This is a genomic window from Endozoicomonas arenosclerae (genome assembly GCF_001562015.1).
Classification (GTDB): domain Bacteria; phylum Pseudomonadota; class Gammaproteobacteria; order Pseudomonadales; family Endozoicomonadaceae; genus Endozoicomonas_A; species Endozoicomonas_A arenosclerae.
In genome coordinates this window covers 1-21,215 of sequence record NZ_LASA01000152.1, presented here as the reverse complement: position 1 = coordinate 21,215, position 21,215 = coordinate 1, and the positions used below count along the sequence as shown (strand labels likewise).

Annotated in this window: 18 protein-coding genes; 7 read left to right on the top strand and 11 right to left on the bottom strand. The window is 47.7% G+C overall.

Annotated elements, in window-relative coordinates; translation table 11 throughout:
• The coding region (locus tag WG89_RS29630; protein ID WP_172806660.1) for a transposase at positions 1 to 120 on the bottom strand (120 nt) is incomplete at its 3' end.
• 281 nt (positions 121 to 401) lie between these two features.
• Positions 402 to 1,115 carry a hypothetical protein gene (locus WG89_RS23250; RefSeq protein ID WP_062270094.1) on the bottom strand — a complete coding sequence of 238 codons (714 nt, stop codon included), beginning with the start codon at positions 1,113 to 1,115 and terminating at the stop codon, positions 402 to 404.
• 205 nt (positions 1,116 to 1,320) lie between these two features.
• Between WG89_RS23250 and WG89_RS30600 the strand changes: the two genes are divergently transcribed.
• A complete protein-coding gene (locus WG89_RS30600; RefSeq protein ID WP_153301778.1) occupies positions 1,321 to 1,476 on the top strand; it encodes a hypothetical protein in 156 nt (51 codons plus the stop codon).
• 4 nt (positions 1,477 to 1,480) lie between these two features.
• Here the strand turns inward: WG89_RS30600 and crr are convergent, their stop codons facing one another.
• From crr to gap, 4 genes are all read right to left on the bottom strand, one after another.
• Complete coding sequence (gene crr / locus WG89_RS23245) at positions 1,481 to 1,987, bottom strand: PTS glucose transporter subunit IIA (RefSeq protein WP_062270093.1); 507 nt, start codon at positions 1,985 to 1,987, stop codon at positions 1,481 to 1,483.
• A 147-nt stretch (positions 1,988 to 2,134) separates the two neighbouring features.
• On the bottom strand, positions 2,135 to 3,115 hold the full coding sequence (gene pfkA, locus WG89_RS23240; RefSeq protein ID WP_062270092.1) for a 6-phosphofructokinase: 981 nt from the start codon (positions 3,113 to 3,115) through the stop codon (positions 2,135 to 2,137).
• A 70-nt stretch (positions 3,116 to 3,185) separates the two neighbouring features.
• A complete protein-coding gene (gene pyk, locus WG89_RS23235; protein WP_062270091.1) occupies positions 3,186 to 4,622 on the bottom strand; it encodes a pyruvate kinase in 1,437 nt (478 codons plus the stop codon).
• 423 nt (positions 4,623 to 5,045) lie between these two features.
• Entirely contained in the window at positions 5,046 to 6,053 is a 1,008-nt protein-coding gene (gap, locus tag WG89_RS23230) for a type I glyceraldehyde-3-phosphate dehydrogenase (protein ID WP_062270090.1), read from the bottom strand.
• Positions 6,054 to 6,296: 243 nt separating this feature from the next.
• Here gap and WG89_RS31330 point away from each other — a divergent pair, with 243 nt between their 5' ends.
• Positions 6,297 to 6,542 (top strand): hypothetical protein, encoded by a 246-nt coding sequence (locus tag WG89_RS31330; protein WP_172806903.1) that lies wholly within the window; start codon positions 6,297 to 6,299, stop codon positions 6,540 to 6,542.
• Positions 6,543 to 6,844: 302 nt separating this feature from the next.
• Here WG89_RS31330 and WG89_RS23225 read toward each other — a convergent pair whose 3' ends face one another.
• The 4 genes from WG89_RS23225 to ptsI form a co-directional block, all read right to left on the bottom strand.
• Entirely contained in the window at positions 6,845 to 7,102 is a 258-nt protein-coding gene (locus tag WG89_RS23225) for an HPr family phosphocarrier protein (RefSeq protein ID WP_062270097.1), read from the bottom strand.
• Between the two features lie 316 nt (positions 7,103 to 7,418).
• Complete coding sequence (gene nagE / locus WG89_RS23220; protein WP_172806902.1) at positions 7,419 to 8,804, bottom strand: N-acetylglucosamine-specific PTS transporter subunit IIBC; 1,386 nt, start codon at positions 8,802 to 8,804, stop codon at positions 7,419 to 7,421.
• A 454-nt stretch (positions 8,805 to 9,258) separates the two neighbouring features.
• Positions 9,259 to 11,877, bottom strand: a complete 2,619-nt coding sequence (gene adhE, locus WG89_RS23215; RefSeq protein WP_079254004.1) for a bifunctional acetaldehyde-CoA/alcohol dehydrogenase — start codon at positions 11,875 to 11,877, stop codon at positions 9,259 to 9,261.
• Positions 11,878 to 12,082: 205 nt separating this feature from the next.
• Positions 12,083 to 13,792 (bottom strand): phosphoenolpyruvate-protein phosphotransferase PtsI, encoded by a 1,710-nt coding sequence (gene ptsI, locus WG89_RS23210; protein ID WP_062270089.1) that lies wholly within the window; start codon positions 13,790 to 13,792, stop codon positions 12,083 to 12,085.
• Positions 13,793 to 14,771: 979 nt separating this feature from the next.
• On the opposite strand from ptsI, the gene fba (WG89_RS23205) reads away from it, so the two are divergent.
• From fba (WG89_RS23205) to WG89_RS23185, 5 genes are all read left to right on the top strand, one after another.
• Positions 14,772 to 15,629 carry a class II fructose-1,6-bisphosphate aldolase gene (gene fba, locus WG89_RS23205; protein WP_062270088.1) on the top strand — a complete coding sequence of 286 codons (858 nt, stop codon included), beginning with the start codon at positions 14,772 to 14,774 and terminating at the stop codon, positions 15,627 to 15,629.
• 202 nt (positions 15,630 to 15,831) lie between these two features.
• Entirely contained in the window at positions 15,832 to 16,689 is an 858-nt protein-coding gene (locus WG89_RS23200; RefSeq protein ID WP_062270087.1) for a hypothetical protein, read from the top strand.
• A gap of 112 nt (positions 16,690 to 16,801) precedes the next feature.
• Positions 16,802 to 17,866, top strand: a complete 1,065-nt coding sequence (gene fba / locus WG89_RS23195) for a class II fructose-bisphosphate aldolase (RefSeq protein WP_062270086.1) — start codon at positions 16,802 to 16,804, stop codon at positions 17,864 to 17,866.
• Positions 17,867 to 18,088: 222 nt separating this feature from the next.
• Complete coding sequence (gene nagK / locus WG89_RS23190; RefSeq protein ID WP_062270085.1) at positions 18,089 to 18,994, top strand: N-acetylglucosamine kinase; 906 nt, start codon at positions 18,089 to 18,091, stop codon at positions 18,992 to 18,994.
• 218 nt (positions 18,995 to 19,212) lie between these two features.
• Entirely contained in the window at positions 19,213 to 20,574 is a 1,362-nt protein-coding gene (locus tag WG89_RS23185) for a hypothetical protein (RefSeq protein ID WP_062270084.1), read from the top strand.
• 300 nt (positions 20,575 to 20,874) lie between these two features.
• Here the strand turns inward: WG89_RS23185 and WG89_RS23180 are convergent.
• Positions 20,875 to 21,215, bottom strand: a 341-nt coding sequence (locus tag WG89_RS23180) for an IS3 family transposase (RefSeq protein WP_153301777.1), incomplete at its 5' end; no start/stop codon positions are given.

Sequence of the window (21,215 nt, the reverse complement as noted above, 5' to 3'; positions counted from 1 at the left end):
GCTGTTATAAACCTCGGCTTTCACTGCCCCGGTCAGGACTCGAAACCTGTATTTTGGCACCCAAACTATATGATATTGGCAATGCCAAATGACATGCGTTAACTTTTCAAATCTACTCATGTTACTTCCTATCTCTAGTAGTTGTGGGGACAACTCAGAGATAAGGAGTAGCATGGGTAGTTCATGGCAGGCGAAGCCAACCATTCATGACCACGTCCATAGGACGTGGGTTTTCACGATGCACTAAAGTGACTGAAGTCATAGTCAGGACAACTATGACAATCATAAACAGATTGTCACAGATTCATCAGAAATACATACTTTGTTTGGAGATTTACACAGCTTTTTTAGCGCAACACATTTTTCAGTGTTGTTTTCGACTCAGCACTTCCTTCATTCAATCAGGGCAGTTTACCGGTCATTTTGAGCACATCATTAATCAGCATCTGATCCAGCTGCTGTTTTTGCTTAAGCATCTCCATTTTTCCCGGACTCACCCTGACCTTCATTTTCCTGGGTGCGCTGCCTGTGACTGCTGAGGGCATTTCCACTGTATATTCTTCATGACTGGGATCGAAGTGATTAGGCACAAAATGCGGAATATCGTCAAAGCTATCACCGGACTGATGCCTGAGCAGATCTTCATAATGAGAGGCCATATAGGAGGAGTAAGACGACCATGGTTTACCACTCGATTGCTGCGAATTAGTGCGCGAAGCTCCTCTTCTAACAGTCCCGCCAAAACCGGAAGTTTCCCTCAGCTTACCGTCACTTTTCTCAGCTGGAATAGCAATACCTGCAAGACGAGCCGCCTGTTTAACATGTTCGGCCTCCAGCTCTTTGAGCTTGGCTACCAGTTCACGATAGGACATCTGATTCAAACGAGCACGCCTGGCCTGATCATAAGAGCGATAGCTATTACCGTTGAGTAGAGGGTCACCATCCAGGTATTTTTCAACGATTTCTCTTCTCGTAGCATCCTGCTGCTCGATAATGGCTTGCAGCTTTTCAGCTTCCTTCCTGTCACCCAAAGGCATGGATAAGGCTTTAAACGATAAGATCAGCAAGAAAAAACCGGTGACGATCAAACCACACAGGGACACAATTCCTTTCATATACATCTCCTTCAGCCTCATCAGGCAGGCTTATTATTATGAAAATGCGGCACTTCAGAAGTCATAGATTAGGGGTATGAGCAGTCATTCCAAATTATGACTAACAGGAAGTAAGACCATCTCTTAGCAAGACGGTTCAATCGGCAACAGCCTAGAAGAAAGATGATAAATCGTCACTAACAAGGTGGTCAGGAATTCTAACCATTTGGAAAGCTGGAAAGCTGGAAAGCTGGAAAGCTGGAAAGCTGGAAAGCTGGAAAGCTGGAAAGCTGGAAAGCTGGAACATTACACGCCGACAAAAAGCCGGGATCAAGTGCCTGTTGAATTTTATGTTTACACAATCATTCAACAGGCCTTGTGAGAAATCACTTCATTTTAACAACCAGCAGGTCGTCACTGCCCTCTACTACAGAGCCAGAAGATTTTTCCAGGGAAGCCACATCATCCATGTTGGAAATCACAACAGGGGTTATGATGCTCTTGGCCTTCTCTTTCAGGAAGTCCAGATCGACTTCAATCACGGGATCCCCAGCCTTGACCTGCTGGCCTTCACTGGCGATACGCTTGAAGCCCTCTCCCTTCAGTTCAACGGTATCAATACCGAAGTGAACAAAGAGTTCAACTCCGGTAGGCGTTTCCATACTGAAAGCATGATTGGTTTCAAAGATCTTGCCAATCTCACCATCACAAGGGGCAACCATCACCTTACCGGTTGGGTTGATGGCAATGCCATCGCCAACAACTTTGTCAGCAAAAACAGGATCAGGTACCTCTTCAATCGGTACAACCTCACCGGTCAGAGGCGCTTTGATAACAGTGCCCTGATCCGCTGCCAACCCCATGCTTTTCTTGAGAGAGTCAAAAAGGCCCATTGCTTTCACCCTTTACTTCGAACGCATTGATTTTAGGAGCCCTTCAGCAATCAAGCCAGCGACCTGATCGAAACTCCCGATTCCTTTCTGGAATAACAGGTTAAAATGCCTGGTTTCAAATCGAGCATTTCAACCTGTTGAATACCTTTAAACAGTTACAATATCCGCAACTTTCAGCAAGTGGCTATCAATCGCATTATGTTTGCTGATGGCCTCTTCCAGGGGGGTCTGAACGATCTTCTGGTCACGAACACCCACCATAACCCCGCTGATACCATCACGCAGCGCCTCAACAGAAGCTACACCGAGACGACTGGCCAGAACCCTGTCATAGCAGCTTGGCTTACCACCACGCTGGATGTGACCCAGAACCGTTACCTTAACCTCATAAGCCGGAAAGTTTTCTTCAACGGCACGTGACAGTTCAAAAACACCGCCCGACTTATCGCCTTCTGAAACCACAACAATGCTGGAAGTTTTACCCGCCCTGCCACTGTTTTCCAGAGAATCCATCAACTGATCAATGGGCTTCTGGTCTTCAGGGATCAGAATCTCTTCAGCCCCTGCGGCAATACCTGCATTCAGGGCAATGAAGCCTGCATCGCGACCCATAACCTCAATCAGGAACAGTCGATTATGGGAGGTCGCTGTATCACGAATCTTGTCGATGGCTTCAACCACTGTATTCAAAGCGGTGTCGTAACCAATGGTGAAATCCGTACCAAAGATATCGTTATCAATAGTACCGGGCACACCAATACAGGGCAGACCGTGTTCCTTTTCCAGCAGCATAGCTCCAGTGAAAGAACCATCACCACCAATCACTACCAGACCATCCAGGCCAGCTGCCTTGGCATTTTCGTAGGCAGCAGCTCGCCCCTCAGGTGTTCGGAATTCAGCACAGCGGGCAGACTTCAGAAAAGTGCCGCCCTGGTTAATAATGTTTGCCACAGAGCGGGCATTCATTATCTCAAGCTCATTATCAATCAGACCCTTGTAGCCTTCATGAATAGCTACCGGCTCGATTCCATAGAAAATACAGCTGCGAACTACCGAACGAATGGCTGCATTCATTCCCGGAGCATCGCCACCTGAAGTAAGCACACCAACTTTTTTCAGTTCTGCCATGATCTGCTCGTCTCCTAAATCCCATCAGGGGAAGCATCAGGCATGCCAGTCAACCGACATGCCTGTCATATTATTTAACGATAACAATCTGCATGGTGTTGGTGCCGCCTTCAACTTCACCTGACTCACCCTTGGTCAGGATAATGCGATCACCGGACTCCAGCAGTCCACGCTCTTTCAGCTCAGCAATGGCACGGTCATTCACTTCAGAACCGTACTGGCTGCCACTGTCAAAAGCCACAGACTCAACACCACGATAAAGGGCTACACGACGCTCGGTCGTTTTATAGCGAGTCAGGGCAAAGATGGGCAGGCTGGTGTTAACACGGGACATCCACAGAGGAGTCGCACCGGTCTTGGTCAGGCAGACAATAGCCTTTACACCTTCCAGACTGTTAGCAGCGTGCATGGCCGCCAAGGCGATAGCGGCGTCGGTTTCACCCGCATAAGCCTTGTCCAGACTGCTGCCAGAAATCATTTCAGGATGTTTCTCAGCACCCTGACAGATACGGGCCATAGCCTTAACTACTTCATGTGGACGCTTGCCAGTAGCGGTTTCACCAGACAGCATAACCGCATCAGTACCGTCCAGGACGGCATTGGCTACGTCAAATACTTCAGCACGGGTAGGCTGAGTATTGTGAATCATGGATTCCATCATCTGGGTCGCTGTAATAACAGGACGATTCAGACGACGGGCAACGTTGATCATCTGCTTTTGCACGCCAATCAATTCAGCGTCGCCGATTTCAACACCCAGGTCACCACGCGCTACCATCACTGCATCAGAAGCTCTGATCACCTCTTCCAGAAGTTCATGGCTCTGAACCACTTCTGCACGCTCAATCTTGGACAGAATGGCTGCGGAACCGCCGGCTTCACCCAGCAGTTTACGGGCTTCTTCTACATCAGCAGCACTGCGTACGAAGGATACAGCCATGAAGTCAACACCCAGGGATGCTGCCAGCTTGATGTCTTCCTTGTCTTTTGCTGTCAGGGCATCAGCAGACAGGCCTCCGCCAGCCAGGTTAATACCCTTGTTGTTGGACAGCTCGCCACCGTCCAGAGTGGTGGTAACAATGCGGGAACCTTCAATAGCCTTCACCTGCAGACTCAGACGACCATCGTCCAGCAGCAGAACATCACCAACCTTGCAGTCATTAGGCAGGTTTTTGTAAGCCAGGCCGACCTGAGTTTCATCTCCGGCATCAATAGGCAGCTCAGCATCAAGAATGAAGTCAGCACCATCAGGCAGGAAGATTTTGCCATTCTGGAAACGGCCGATACGGATTTTTGGGCCCTGCAGGTCACCCAGAATCGCTACACTGCGACCCAAACGGGCAGCAATACTGCGAATGCGCTCTGCGCGGATACGGTGATCATCAGCGTCACCATGGGAGAAGTTCAGTCGAACAACGTTGACACCGGCTTCAATCAGCTTGGTGAGCTGTTCTTCGGACTCGGTAGCGGGTCCCAGTGTGGCAACGATCTTTGTGCGTCTGAGCATGATATCCTCTCGCGAATTCGCCACGAATCGACCCAGCACGATGAAACTACTTGAATGGAGAGTCGACCGAGGCATAAATGCCATACGGCAGTGTGACAACAGTGTTTAAGTAAGAAACCGAGCTGACTGACCTTCACAATATGAATGTCATCAGAGTTTCTACCTCTGTTCAATTTTGGATAAAGCAGCAAAAAGGAGAATGTGTAAGTCTGGAAAACGGAAAGCCAGTCTGGTTCCAGTATAGATGGCATGCCTCTTTTCTCGACTTCTGGAGGTTAGCTGAGAATTGCGCTCCAGCAACCTCCTATACACCTTCTTCTTTTTGCTGCTTACTTCAGGGATACCGACACCCTTTCTTTATCTTCGGATGCCAGCCCCAAATCTGAAAAGCCTCACTTAAGTGAGGCTTTTCAATACCTGAGATCAGGCGCTCAGCAGAGCTTTGGCTGTATCCAGCATACGGTTGGAGAAGCCCCACTCGTTATCGTACCAGGACATAACCTTCACCAGGTTACCCTGAACGCGAGTCTGGGTTGCATCAAAGCTGGAGGAGAATGGACTATGGTTGAAGTCCATGGAAACCAGAGGCTCATAGTTTACGTGCAGAACACGGCTCATAGCTTCAGAAGACTTGGCAGCAGTAGCAATGATTTCGTTTACTTCTTCAACAGAAGTTTCACGAGCGGCTACGAAGTTCAGGTCTACCAGAGATACGTTAATGGTCGGTACACGAACAGCCATACCGTCGAACTTGCCTTTCAGCTCAGGTACAACCAGGCCTACTGCAGCTGCAGCACCGGTAGCTGTCGGGATCATGTTCTGTGCAGCAGCACGGGCACGGTACAGGTCAGTGTGATAAACATCACTCAGACGCTGGTCGTTGGTGTAAGCATGAATAGTGGTCATCAGACCCTTATCAATACCCAGAGCATCGTTCAGCGGCTTGGCAATAGGCGCCAGGCAGTTAGTGGTGCATGAAGCGTTAGAAATAACGGTCATGTCAGAAGTCAGGGTGTCATGGTTAACACCGTAAACGATTGTAGCGTCAACTTCTTTGCCTGGAGCAGAGATGATAACTTTCTTGGCGCCAGCGTCCAGATGCGGCTTGCAGGCTTCCTTGGAACGGAATACACCGGTGCATTCAAATACAACGTCTACACCCAGGGCAGCCCATGGCAGGTTGGACGGATCACGCTCAGAGAATGTCTTGATTTCGTCACCGTTAACAAACAGTGCACCTTCACCTTCTTCAACCTGAGCGTCGAAACGACCGTGTACGGTGTCGTACTTGGTCAGGTGAGCATTGATTTTCGCATCACCCAGGTCGTTGATAGCAACAATCTGGAATTCTTCACGACGACCGGCTTCGTAGAGTGCACGCAGTACGTTGCGACCGATACGACCATAGCCATTGATTGCGATTTTGATCATGACGTCTCCAATACCCTTAGTCACAGCGGGATAGCCCGCTACCTCATTAGTAAATAGGATTTTCGGTGTGAATTCAGCTTCGTGAAAATACCTAGATCCCTTGCTACACAAGGGTTTACAGGCATATTCAACAATCGACAGAACTGATCATTCAGCTCAACAAACAGTCACACCGAAGGACACTTTTATTCAGGGAATACAACAAAAGTTATCCATATCGAACCACCAGGGGTTGACACGGGATTGGAACGACGTTACAAATATGCTCAACAAGACACACAAAATCGCACACCTGAAAACATCATTGACCAGCGAATCTTTTCCTGGCAGATCGTTGTGTACACATCAATCAGTACACAAATAGCGGGGTTTCTTCATTCAGACGGCAATCTGATGGGGAAACCCAGCGCACTTCCACAGGTAACAACACCTAACACTCTTAATCAGTGTTTCGCATTACCTGCTTTGTCATCCATTAACTATACCTGAAATTACTATCCTGTAGAGTCTTCCGAATGACAATATCCTGAAGTATTAAATACCAATACTATCAGTACGTGGAACTTTAATTAACTTATAAATCCAGCTCATATCACTCATCAAACTACTCATTGATTGCGTATAAGCTGAATTATTAACACCTGATTCTTTAGAGAATACCCGCAACAGCTTTAGTATTACAGGCATTTTTCCCAGTAAAAGTCATTCTGCCCAATTGGGTCCAGAACAACTTCTACTATCGGTCACCAGATGCTTTTGCGTAACCCGGAAGGCTCCGGGTTACGCTCAAATTACTTCAGAGTAACAATGAACTCAGCCAGGTGCTGAACTGCACCCTCGGCACCGTCACCTTCACCGATGATGGTCACTGTTGAACCCTGTGTCAGACCCAGAGTCTGCAGCTTGAACAGGCTTTTAGCACTGGCTTGCTTGCCACCGGCTTCCAGTTTGATGTCACACTCAAATGTTTTGGCTTCTTTTACAAACTGAGCAGCTGGACGAGTATGAAGGCCATTCTCAGCAGTGATCACAACATCTTTCTTAAACATATTCGGTCTCTCTGTAACTTGAGCAGCCTGCCAGGGGTCAGCCTGACTCTGAAACGGATGCACCAGAGTAAAGATACACTATCTGGCCACTTTGACTCAGAAGCTCTGTCTGAACCCAGAACAAAAGCAGGCAGAAAGTACTGATTCAGTCAGTCATTCGGCTTGCAGAACCTACAGTAAGTAGCCTCCGCGCTATGACTCAAGAATCGAACAGCCCTGACCAAAAAGGTATCCGCACTTTCCACTAAATCACTTCAGATAGAAAGAAAATCGAAACCTTCTTTGAGCCAGGGCAAATTATAGGTTTTATCCGGGCTTATCTGCCGATCTCGGCATTGATTTCGCCAGCAATGATTTCAGCCTGAGGCCCAAGAATAACCTGCAGGTTATTGTCACCCAGCCTCACAACACCTTTGGCACCCATCGCCTTCAGACCCGCTTCATTAATCTGGTCACGGTTAGCCAGAGTCAGGCGCAGACGAGTAATACAAGCTTCTACAGAAGTCAGGTTATCCTGACCACCCAGCAGTTCGATGTAACGAACTGCACGCTCAGAGCCCTTTTTATCCGCTTCAGAAGACACCTCTTCCGGCTCTTCGTCTTCACGGCCCGGAGTCTTCAGGTTGAATGCCTTGATCGCAAAGTAGAAGACACAGAAGTAGATGACAGAGAATGCCAGGCCGATAAGTACCAGAGTCCAAGGTTTGGTAGCCAGTCCCCAGTTCAAAACCAAATCCAGAGCGCCCGCAGAGAAGCCGAAGCCATGCAGCACTCCAAACATGTTGGTTACAACCAGAGAGAGACCAGCCAGCACGGCATGAGCAGCATATAAACCAGGTGCCAGGAATACGAACATGAACTCCAGAGGCTCGGTAACACCGGTCAGGAAGGCAGTAGCACCAACAGACAGCAGAACACCGCCTACACGGGCACGGTTTTCCTTTGCAGCAGCCAGGTACATAGCCAAGGCAGCGGCTGGCAGACCAAACATCATGACTGGGAAGAAGCCTGCCATGAAGGTACCTGCAGTGGGGTCACCAGCAAAGAAGCGAGGCAAGTCACCAGTGATCACCTCACCAGCAGCATTAGTGAATTCGCCGTAACCAAACCAGAACACAGAGTTAACAACATGGTGCAGACCCACAGGGATCAGACCACGGTTCAGAACACCATAGGCAAACTGGCCAATCGGGCCAGATTCAGAGACACCAACAGCAAATGCATCGATACCGGACTGGATAGCAGGCCATACATAACCGGCAACTACAGAAACTGCCAGGGCGATCAAGCCCGTCATGATAGGTACCAGTCGCTTACCACCAAAGAAAGCCAGGTAGGCAGGCAGAGCTACAGCATGGAAACGGTTGTAACTGTGACCGGCAATGATACCGGCAATGATGCCACCAAAGAACGACATATCGATGTCTGCATTGATGGTCTTGGCTGCAGCAGTCAGAACAAAATAACCTACCGCACCAGCCAGCACTGCTGCCGCTGCATCATCCTTGGAAAGACCCGCCGCAATACCCATGGCAAACAGCAAAGGCAGGTTACTGAAAATCGCGTTACCGGCTTCCGCCATAAACGGAATGCCCAGCAGGTCCGGTTGACCCAGGCGGAGCAATAGTGCTGCGATAGGCAGAGTTGCAATGGGCAGCATCAACGCCTTACCCAGCCGCTGCATATAGCCAAGAATATTCAAAGTAGTCACCCCTTTAATTTCAACTTCATTCCACAAACCGCATAAGGAGGGCAGCCTATGGTTTGGGACGAAATGTAACCGGTTGCAACTCACCAGTTCAACCGTATTGTGAAGGTTTCGTAAAGAGATTAATCAGTTATTGACCCAGAGCAAAAAAGCAAACAGAACCGACCTCAGGACAACACACCATCACCCTCAGTAACAACACTATCAAGAAGAGTGCACCTGCCCTTCAAAAAAGCTACAAGGAGCGCTCTATTCTTAATGTGAAGCCACGAAATGACTCCAGCCACGATCAGCCTGAAGCAGAGTTAATCGCCAAATTTTCATAATAAAAAGTAGCTACCGACCTGCAAGCGGGCAAACTGCAACCCTTTACAAACATGAACAAAATAAAAAATGCGCTGACAACCCAAGGCTGCCAACGCATTCATTTATTGACTGATTAAAAAGCTCACTTGCCGTAATAAGCTTTCTTCAGCAACTCTTCCAGCTCGGAAACCAGAGGCATCCTTGGATTAGCCGTTGTGCACTGATCTTCAAAAGCGTGATCAGCCAGCATCTTGACCTTCTCCAGGAACTCTTTCTCTGAAATACCCAACTCTTTCAAAGACAGAGGCATACCCACCCGAGTCATCAGCTGACGCACTGCATTTGCCAAAGATTTAACACCTTCTTCAGCCGTCTTGCAGGGCAGACCCAGGGCCTTGGCAACCTCAGCATACTTCTCATGAGCAATGTAATGATCGTATTTCGGGAATGAAGCCACCTTGGATGGATTCGGACTGCCGTTGTACTCAATCACATGGGGTAGCAACAGGGCGTTGGCCAGACCATGGGGAACATGGAATTCATGACCCAACTTATGCGCCATTGAGTGGTTGATCCCCAGGAAAGCATTGGCAAAAGCCATACCGGCAATACAAGAAGCATTGTGCATCTTCTCTCTGGCTCGCTTGTCCGCCTCCTCATAGGATTTAGGCAGGAACTCAAAGACCAGCTGGGTAGCTTTCATTGCCAAGGCATCCGTGTAATCAGATGTCATAACAGACACATAAGCTTCCAGAGCGTGTGTCAGCACATCCAGACCGGTATCCGCTGTCACCTTCTTAGGCACAGTCAGCACCAGATTCGGATCAAGAATGGCCACATCCGGTGTCAGCTCATAATCTGCCAGCGGGTATTTAATCCCCTTTTCCTTATCAGTGATCACGGCAAAAGAAGTTACCTCAGAGCCGGTACCTGAAGTGGTAGGAATAGCCACCATCTTGGCTTTCTTGCCCAGTTTCGGGAACTTGTAGACACGCTTGCGAATATCAAAGAACTTCTGAGCCATACCAGCGAAATCAGCTTCTGGCTGCTCGTAGAACAACCACATACCCTTTGCAGCATCAATGGGTGAACCACCACCCAAAGCAATCACCACATCCGGATTAAAGCGAGCCATATCCTCAGCACCGGCACGAATGGTCGCCAGACTTGGGTCAGCCTCTACCTGATTGAACACTCGCATCTGAACAGGCACCTGACGTTTTCTCAGGTGGTACTGAACTTTTTCAACATATCCCAGACTCTGGATCACTTCGTCGGTCACAATGAACACACGAGAAATGTCTGGCATCTTTTCAAGGTATTGCAGCGAGTTGGCTTCAAAGTAGATCTTTCTTGGCAACTTGAACCACTGCATGTTCACCCTGCGTTTAGCCACTCGCTTCACGTTGATCAGGTTTACCGCTGAAACGTTAGACGTTGTACTGTTACCGCCATAAGTACCACAACCCAATGTCAGAGATGGCATGTTAGTATTGTAGATATCACCAATGGCGCCATGGGTGCTGGGCGAATTAATGATGATACGACCTGCTTTCATCGCCAGAGAGAACTGATCAATGACCGCATCACTCTGGGAGTGAAGCACAGCAGAATGACCCAGACCGCCAAAGTTTAACATCTGATCCGCTAACTGAATCGCATGCTGGGTATCCCTGGCTTTCAGAAAACCCAGGACCGGTGACAGTTTTTCACGAGACAAAGGAAACTCAGGACCAACACCTTCGATTTCAGCGGCCAGAACACGGGTTTCAGCCGGAACTTTGATGCCCGCCAGTGCAGCAATGTCTACAGGCTTCATGCCTACAATTTTACTGTTCACATGACCATCAATGATCACGACCTCTGCCAGACGATCGGTTTCCTGTGGAGAAGTGAAGTAAACATTCAACTTCTTCATCTCATCCTTGAAGGATGCATAAACTTCGTCGTGTACGATCGCTGCCTGTTCAGAGGCGCAGATCATGCCATTATCAAAACTCTTGGAGAGAACCAGGTCGTTAGCTGCCTGCTTGATGTTTGCAGTACGATCAATCACACAAGGAACGTTACCCGGACCTACGCCCAAAGCCGGCTTACCTGAAGAATAAGCGGCACGCACCATGCCGGAACCGCCAGTGGCGAGAATCACAGAAATTTCGGGGTGAGTCATCAGCTTCTGTGTCGCTTCCAGTGAAGGCTGCTCGACCCACAGAACGCAGTCTTCAGGCGCCCCGGCTTCAATTGCCGCATCACGAACAATTCTTGCCGCTTCCGTTGAACACTGCTGAGCAGAGGGATGGAAGGCAAACACAATCGGGTTACGTGTCTTGGCAGAAATGATCGACTTGAACATGGTGGTTGAAGTCGGATTGGTCACCGGAGTGATCCCACAGACAATACCTACTGGCTCGGCCACCAGCATATAGTCTTCTTCTTCATTGTCCTCAATCACCCCTACGGTTTTATCGTATTTAATGGAGTGGTAGATGTATTCGGTGGCAAAAATATTTTTGGTCACCTTGTCTTCAAGGATACCCCTGCCGGTTTCCTCAACCGCCATTCTTGCCAGCTCCATATGAGCTGATTGACCCGCCAGGGCCATTGCCCGGGTAATCCGATCCACATCTTCCTGATTGAGCTCCAGAAACTTCTCCCTGGCCACCCTGGCTCGCTTCAGCAGAGCATCCAGCTGGACCTCCACATCGGAAACACCGTCCTGCTTTTTACCCTGAGCCTTGGCTGTCGGTTTACTGCTCGCCATGAGAATTACCTCACACTGTCGTCTATTAAATCATCATTCGTTCAAATTTTTTTGACCCTTCGGCTAATACTCCGATTCGGCGGGTCTGCAGACACTCTTTGGCGTCTGTCACTGTTCTGTCTGAACTCACCTGAAACAAGCCCATTAATTCAGGTAAGCATCACATCTCTGTAAAAAATAAGGGAGCACCTGGCTCCCTTAATAGTTATCCGATAAAGGCATCAATAGCAGCTTTGACATCCTCGGTAGTAGCCTGGTTCACCACCTTGCCGGCCAGCTCCTGGAGCGCTTCAAATCGCTGCTCCCTCAACACCTTCTTAACCCGAGGAATCGAAGTTGCACTCATACTGAATTCATCAAGACCCAAACCAGCCAGAATCAGGGCAGCTCGCTCATCACCCGCCATCTCGCCACACATACCGGTCCATTTACCTGCTTTGTGAGAGCAATCGATGACTCTTTTGATGGAACGCAATACTGCTGGTGCCATAGGATCATAGAGATCAGCAATCATTTCATTGCCACGATCTACCGCCAGGACATACTGAGTCAGGTCATTGGTACCGAGACTGAAGAAGTCGATCTCCTCAATCAGCAGATCCGCAATCATGACTGCAGCTGGCGTTTCCACCATGATGCCCACTTCAACGTCGTCATCGTAGCTAACGCCTTCACCATTGAGCTCTGCTTTTACAGAAGCAACCATCCCTTTCAAACGACGGGCCTCTTCTACAGAGATCACCATCGGGAACATGATTTTCAGCTTGCCAAAAGCACTGGCTCTGAAGATGGCACGCAGCTGCGTATTCAGAATCTCTGGCTTGTCAAAGCACATACGAATGGCGCGCCAACCGAGGAACGGGTTCAGCTCCTGTGGCAGATCCAGATAAGACAGCTCCTTGTCACCACCAATATCCAGAGTCCTGATCACAACAGGGCGTCCACTCATAGCCTCAGCAACCGCCTTATAGGCTTCAAACTGCTCTTCTTCGGTAGGCATATGGGTACGGTCCATAAACAGGAACTCAGTCCTGTAGAGACCCACACCTTCAGCACCGTGGCGATCTGCGCCTTCTACATCTTTTACCGTACCGATATTGGCACAGACTTCGAATGCTTTACCGTCCAGCGTTTCACAACTGAGGTCTTTCAGCTTGGCCAGCTCTTTGCGCTCTTCATCAAGCTGTTTCTGAAGTGTTTTGTAATAATCCAGCGCTGCGGCGTCAGGATTCACCAGCACTTTATTATTGATAGCATCCAGGACAATCTGATCACCATTTTGAATTCTGTCTGTTGCTACCTTGGCACCCACAATGGCAGGAAGCTCAAGAGAACGAGCCATGATGGCAGAGTGAGATGTACGACCACCCACATTGGTCACAAAGCCCCAGACTCTTTCGAGATCAATCTGGGATGTATCGGATGGAGTCAGGTCATCAGCGATAACAATGGAACCCTCGTCAACTTCCTCGAGAGAAGTCACGGGAATACCCAGCAGGTTCTTCAGCATTCTACGACCGACATCCTTAATGTCAGCTACGCGCTCACGCAAGTATGGATCGTCCAGCTCTTCGAGCATACTGACATTCGCCTGAATGGCTTCACTCAACGCAGAACATGCTGGTTTAAGGGAACGGATAGCAGAAACAACTTCTTCTTCCAGCTCTTCGTCAGTAGCTACAAGAATATGGCCTTCAAACACCTCGGCTTCTTCTTCACCGAGTTTGCTGGCTGTTTTGTCACGAATGGCTTCAAGTTGCTCTACGGTTTTGTCTCTGGCTTGCTTGAAGCGAGCAATATCCGCTTCCACCTCGGAGCTGTCCAGAACGCCATCGCTGATCTGAATTTCGACCTCTTTCAGTACAAAGGCGTTACCGATGGCTACGCCTGAAGACGCAATGATGCCTGAAAACATGATCTTACCCACTCATATTCGTTATTTGCCGAGAAAAACATCCCAATGCACCCACAATTCAAGTGATGAAAGTAAATGTTTTTCTTAGCTTATGGCTGTTTAGCAGCCGGCCCGCAGTTTATTTACCCACCTGACACAACCGGCAACCAATCGCACAAACTCTGACAAAGATCGACGAATCATTTCATAGTATGCACTTTAATATGGAGTCCGTCGGAAGCGTCACCACTTATATCCAGATCAACTCCAAGATAGTGCATCATCTAATTAATCGCCTAGCGTATAATGAATTAATCCCGTTAGAATTAACAACACAAACAATCGTTTTCAAAAACATTCAGGTTATATGAAATCAATTGTTATATAATGTTTTTTCATTAATAAACGATGACAATCATTTAATATCAAAGTTTGTTTCTGAAAGTGCATTACTAATTAGAACAAACATACCAATTAGAGGCTTTGACACATTCCGACAGGAATCATCAAAAACTGTCTACACTCTCACGAAATATTGCTTCACACCTTAATAGGATTGAACTTCAGCCAACATACGCATTATTACCTAAGCCCCTGCAAACAGAGGGCTAAAAGATCATTTGCACGACATACGTCAATAAAATAGTCAGATTATTAAGACACACTATCAACAAGCTCTTTTCTTTAGGCGACAAACTTATTTTAATGAAAAGAGCACTGGATCTTGCTTCGACAAGTTTCTGGAATATGTCGAGTCGACAATGAATTGAAACAATTCTTAAAACTGTCTTTTTTTATAACTGGAGAAAGATAAAGTTTTTTTGTTAGACTTCAGGCAAGCCAAGTTTCTAGTCTCTGAATTAATCTGCAACACGGTATTAACAATTCAGTTGGTAAGATCCGGAACAGAAAACGACAGAACGTGCGAATCAGTTAATTCACTGAAGCATGCACAATCTGATTCAGAGTCAGCCCCCTACCATTGATCGAGGAAACCTTTATGGCACTGGTATCTATGACTGAAATGCTGAAAAAAGCCCTGGAAGGCAAGTACGCAGTAGGCCAGTTCAACATCAATAACCTGGAGTGGACACAGGCTATCCTGACCGCCGCCCAGAAAACCCAGTCTCCTGTCATTCTGGGTGTGTCTGAAGGTGCTGCTCGCTACATGGGTGGCTTCAAGGTTATTACCGCTATGGTTAATGCCCTGATGGAAAGCATGGAAATTACTGTTCCTGTTGCTATCCACCTGGATCACGGCTCCAGCGTAGAGAAATGCATCGAAGCCATTGAAGCCGGCTTCTCTTCTGTCATGATCGACGGTTCTCACGGCCCATTTGAACAGAACATTGAAATGACAAAAACCGTTGTGGACTACGCCCACGCTCGCGGTGTTTCTGTTGAAGCCGAGCTGGGTGTTGTTGGCGGACAGGAAGACGACGTTATTGCCGATGGCTGCATCTATGCAGATCCTCAGGAGTGCAAGGAACTGGTAGAGCGCACTGGCGTAGACTGCCTGGCACCTGCACTGGGTTCCGTGCACGGTCCATACAACGGCCTGCCAAACCTGGGCTTTGAAGAAATGCTGACCGTTAAGGAAATGACCGGAGTTCCTCTGGTACTGCACGGCGGCACAGGTATTCCAACAGCTGATATCCAGAACGCCATCGGCCGTGGTACTGCCAAGATCAACGTAAACACTGAAAACCAGATCGCCTGGACCAACATGGTTCGTAAAGTACTGGCCAGCGATGCTGAAGTTTACGACCCACGTAAAGTTATTGGCCCTGGTAAAGAAGCCATTGTCGAGACGGTAATGGGTAAAATCCGCGAGTTCGGATCTGAAGGCAAAGCCTGATTTTGATTGCCCGGTAGCTTAGGCTACCGGGTTAAACTCACTTTATCTCCTCCTGCCTCGGCAACAGCATAACCTCCCCCACTCGACCGATCACCACTCCCGCTCACAGCAACCTCCAGCATTAAGGCTGAAAACTTGTTGTTTGCTCATAACTTTCTAGGCTGAACAGGCATTCAAATAAATTCATGTTGAGGCTGTTTTCATGCTCAGAGGCATTGCCATATCAAGCTTTCTGCTTTTTTTATCGATCCCGCATGTCAGAATTGTTCAAGCCGACTTTGGCAAAGCACTTTCTGGCCACTATAAAGTCGATGGTAAGAAATTAGTAAAAAAACCAGCAAGGCAAGCCCATTTTGCACAATACGAAAGACTCTTTAGCCAGGTGATGATCGTGGCCGCTCAACAACTCTCTTCAGAACAACTGGACCTGACAGTTTCCGAAAACCAGACTACAGCCTCACCAGCAGCCTATCACTCATCCACCCACTTCACTCAAAGAAACAGCGAGCTCAAAATACACCAGCAGCGAGCTGAAGATGAGGACAGTCGGTTTAACTTTTTCAATATGCTGCCCTGGATACTGCGCATCATTTATGAGGAGGTTAAAGCAACGGGGGAAAAAAGAACCAAAACAGTCAAAACCAACAAGTTCACTTATAACATTAATTATGCATACCTTGACGCAGCCTTTAGCCAGCCTGTCTATACCATTCGCTTTTACAAAATGAACACCAGAGGAACTCCGATTTACATCTCCGTCACTGTCTATTTAACTGCAGACGGCTCACAGATTCAGAAAATAGTCATTGATATAGATTCAGGAACCACAACCTACACACTTCAGAGAGTTGAGGAAGAGACAACGACCGAAGCACAAGAATCCACTGCCACCACTGTCAGAGAGGAGCCCGATGACGGCTTTCAGACACCTCCAGAAACCCCTACCCCATCACAAAACCCTGTGCAAGGCAGTCAGAACAGCAGTCAATATCATTACTCAGATACTCCTGGAACCATTACAGCCTTGGAATTCAAACTATATTTACTGCACATAGAGTAATGTTCTTCCAAAATTAGCCTCTCAAAAGATCACAAGTTTTTGCACCACCCAAAAGAAACAGGGATAATAGAAACCGAATTCAACCACCCCCTTTGATTAGCAGGAGCAGGCAATGGCCCTGATCAGCTTGCGTGAAATGCTCGACCACGCCGCGGAAAACAACTACGGCGTTCCCGCATTTAATGTCAACAACCTGGAACAGATGCGCGCAATTATGGAAGCTGCCGACGAGACAGATTCTCCTGTCATCGTTCAGGCTTCTGCCGGTGCCCGCAAATACGCTGGCGCGCCTTTTCTGAGACACTTGATTCTGGCGGCTACTGAAGAGTTTCCACACATTCCAGTCGTTATGCACCAGGACCACGGTACCAGCCCCGCTGTTTGCCAACGTTCCATCCAGCTGGGTTTCACCTCCGTAATGATGGACGGTTCCCTGAAAGATGACGGCAAAACTCCATCTACTTATGAATACAACGTCGACGTTACCCGTCGCACTGTTGAAATGGCTCATGCCTGTGGCGTTTCTGTAGAAGGTGAACTGGGCTGCCTCGGCTCCCTGGAAACAGGTCAGGCCGGTGAAGAAGACGGCGTTGGCGCTGAAGGCACCCTTTCACATGACCAGTTGCTCACCGATCCGGATGAAGCGGCTGAATTTGTTAAAGCCACCCATGTTGATGCCCTGGCTATTGCCTGCGGTACCAGCCACGGTGCCTACAAGTTCACCCGACCACCTACTGGTGACATTCTGGCGATTGATCGCATTCGTGAAATCCACCAGCGTATTCCTAACACACACCTGGTTATGCACGGCTCCTCTTCTGTGCCTCAGGAATGGCTGAAAGTCATTAATGATAACGGCGGTGAAATTCCGGAAACCTATGGTGTGCCTGTTGAACAGATTCAGGAAGGCATCCGCCACGGTGTCCGTAAAGTCAACATTGATACCGACCTCCGTCTGGCCTCCACCGGAGCGATCCGTCGATTCTTGACAGAAAACCCATCTGAATTTGACCCACGCAAATATTTTGCTGTCGCCACCAAAGCCATGAAAGATATCTGCATCCAGCGTTACGAAGCATTCGGAGCCGCTGGACAGGGCTCCAAAATTGGCAGTACCAATCTTGAAACCATGTTCGTTCGCTACGGCAAGGGCGAACTGGATCCAAAGATTCAGTAAAACCTCTTCCCAGAGCTAATCGAAAAAGCCAACCCCTCCAGGTTGGCTTTTTTTATGCCTCACTGCCTTAAATCATTAAACTCGATTGATAAATAATGTTATAAACACCGCACTATTATTCCCACGAAGCTTTTATATAAAACGGGTCAACACCTGCCAAGACAGACATGTGTGCAGACTCACTTAATCGCTTCAGGCACTTAACAGATTCAGGAGTGAGCCATGCTGTATGGATTGGATATCGGCGGCACTAAAATGGAGCTGGCGGTTTTTGATCATGAGCACAACAAACTCGCCAGTAAACGAGTTCCCACACCGACTGATTCCTACGATGCATTCGAGAACGCTATCAAGGAACTGGTTCTGGAAACCGATCGCGAGCTGAATACCCGAGGCAGTGTTGGCCTGGGAATTCCCGGTTTTATTAATCCGGACACAGGTAAAGCTCAGTGTGCCAATGTCCCTTGTGCCAACAACCAGAATCTGCAGGTTGATCTTGAACTGATACTGGATCGCCCCATCAAGATCGAGAACGATGCAAACTGCTTTGCCTTGTCCGAAGCCATTGGCGGAGCCGGTGATGGCTTCTCAACTGTTTTCGGAGTCATCCTGGGGACAGGCTGCGGTGGAGGCCTCTACATCAATGGTAAGCTCCACAATGGTAGAAATAACCTCGCAGGCGAATGGGGCCACACACCTCTGCCTTACCACGTCTTCAAACTGGCGGGCGATGACTTCCCAATTGTACAGTGTGGTTGTGGCATGCAGGGCTGTCTGGACAATTATTTGTCCGGACGCGGACTTGAACTGGCGTACAAACATGTAGCCGGTGAAGCTTTACCCGGCAAAGACATAGTACAGCTGTTCCGTCGACACGATACACAGGCCGAACGTGCAGTTGAAATCTACTGTGAGCTGCTTGCTTCCGGATTGGGTGCCATGATCAACATTCTGGACCCCGGCGTTATTGTTCTGGGTGGAGGTCTGTCGAACTTTGACGAGCTCTACGAACTGGTGCCTCCACTGCTTGAAAAATACACCCTGAACATTGGACAACTGCCTGAGATTCGCAAGGCAGAATTTGGTGATGCCGGCGGTGTGCGCGGCGCCGCCATGTTGAACGCATAACTCCGGAAAGACGACATTGCTGCAAACCTCATAATGTAATGTCGTCTTTTTTTTAAGAATCAACTTTCCCTTGTCTAATAAATCTTAATTAAGCTCATATTACCTTCAGCTATTCTCTCCTCCAGAATCCTGGAAACAATAAAAACCAAAAGTAATTCACCTTAATAAAATCAAGATGGCTTTGAGAAATACTCTGGACAGAAATAGCTGGAGAGGAAATGCGATTAATAAACCGATCAATACTATTCCTTTTTCTTGGAATATGCACCTTAACCCTGGCATTTGGAGAGCCCTCTGAAAAAGCAATCGATCATGATTACTTCCTTTGTCACAGCCAGCATAAAAACCCGCTTGATTCCTATTGGTACCTAACAACAGCGACCTATCAAGACAATGGATTAACTGGATTCCCAGGCAGTCACAAAACCTCCAGTGCAATAGCAAGGTATCTTAAATCTTACTTTCACCAGAGTATTGTCTGTTCACCTATCGGCAACAGTCTGCACCGTATGGATCTGCCTGCAGAAGGCACACATGAACTAATTTCAGTGCCCATAGTTACGACTGATAACGCTAATATAACAGTCTCCGCAAAAATAGTTTCCCCGGAATTGCTTAAAATAGCGCTTGAATCAGGAACCGACGGGCCTTCTCCTTTCAAACAGATCGCTAGTACTTATCCACCCCCTGCAGTCGCTTCAAATGGCGCTGGCGGCCTTTTCAATACCCGATATGTTTTAATGTTTGGAGTCTGTGCATTTCTATTGGCAAACACTTTTGGGCCAGACTGGGCTCCCATATTAGCCGCAGGCATCACCTTTACGATCATTGGAACCGATAAGTTAATGAGGTTCAGCAGTGTCATTGAGCACCCATACCCGCAAAGGCTGGCAAAAGTTCATGTCTCCAAGCAGGCTTTAAAAGGTATGTATGCAATTGGAACGAGCCAGTCAGCTTATGAGCTTCCAAAAGTTCTAGTGGATGTTAATCGATTTGACAAACTCATGCATCAACATGTTTTTGATAATATTGTAGGTCCATTATCACTGGATGAAATGAATCGAATAACACGCAAGATCAGGGATGAGCTTTGGAGTGCAGTTAAAAACTCAGGAGTAGATGTTCAACACGTTCTAAACCCCCGACCCAGACAAAGAGTCATGGAAATGTTTACCACCGTTGACGACCAGGCAGACAGTAACCTTCTCGCCATATTTAGCGCTCAATACCCAACTTTTGAGAAGTACACTACCTTCGCCATGTACTACCACTACTTTAAAACATTTGTACTCTATACGATGGGCACCAACACTTGGCGTGTTTTCCAGGCAATGATTCCACAATACATTTTCAACGAGGCATTTGAGCTGGTAACAGGTAAACCCATAGAAAGCGTAATTGGATTTTATGAATATGACCGCAACCAAGGTTTTATCAGCCGAAACAATCTTTTCAATGATATTGAAGACTTCATGGTTCGAAATTGGATCACAACTCTGACTCTTTCGTACCATTTTATATACTTGAAACACAGAGACCCTGCTCTTAAACAATTTGGTTCAGTGCCTTATAGCAATTAGCCATATCAATCATTACCCCCTTCAATCGCGCCTCAAGAGTTCTTCGATTGAAGGGGTACTTTCAATAAAAATAAGAACCATTCTTTTTTACGGCCCCTTAAAGAGTCTAAGCTCTACAAACTGGTACCTCCACTGCTTGAAAAATACACCCTGAACATCGGACAACAGCATGTGATTCGCAAGGCAGAATTTAGTGATACCGGTGGTGTTCGTGGCGCCGCTAAGCTGAACGCATAACTCTGAAAAGATGACATTACTGAAAATTGAACTTCCCCCGATAAAATAGACACCTGTCTACAGCTAAGCAGCTGCTTCGTATTCTACCGGGGTTTGATAATTAAGGCTCGAGTGTAAACGAGTACGATTATAAAAATGTTGTATGTAGCCCGCTATGCTATCACGCAGCTGATAAACATCCCTAAAGGTATTGCCTGTCAGCAACTCTCCCTTTAATGAGTGGAAGAATGACTCCATCTCAGCATTGTCTGTGCAGTGATAAGCTCGATTCATGCTTGGGATAAAACCATAGCGTTTGTGCACATTCTGTATTTGAATCGCTCTGTATTCGATGCCTTGATCGGTGTGGAAAATCAGTCCCTCAGGTGGTCGTCGATTTCGAATGGCCATGAGTAGAGCCGCTT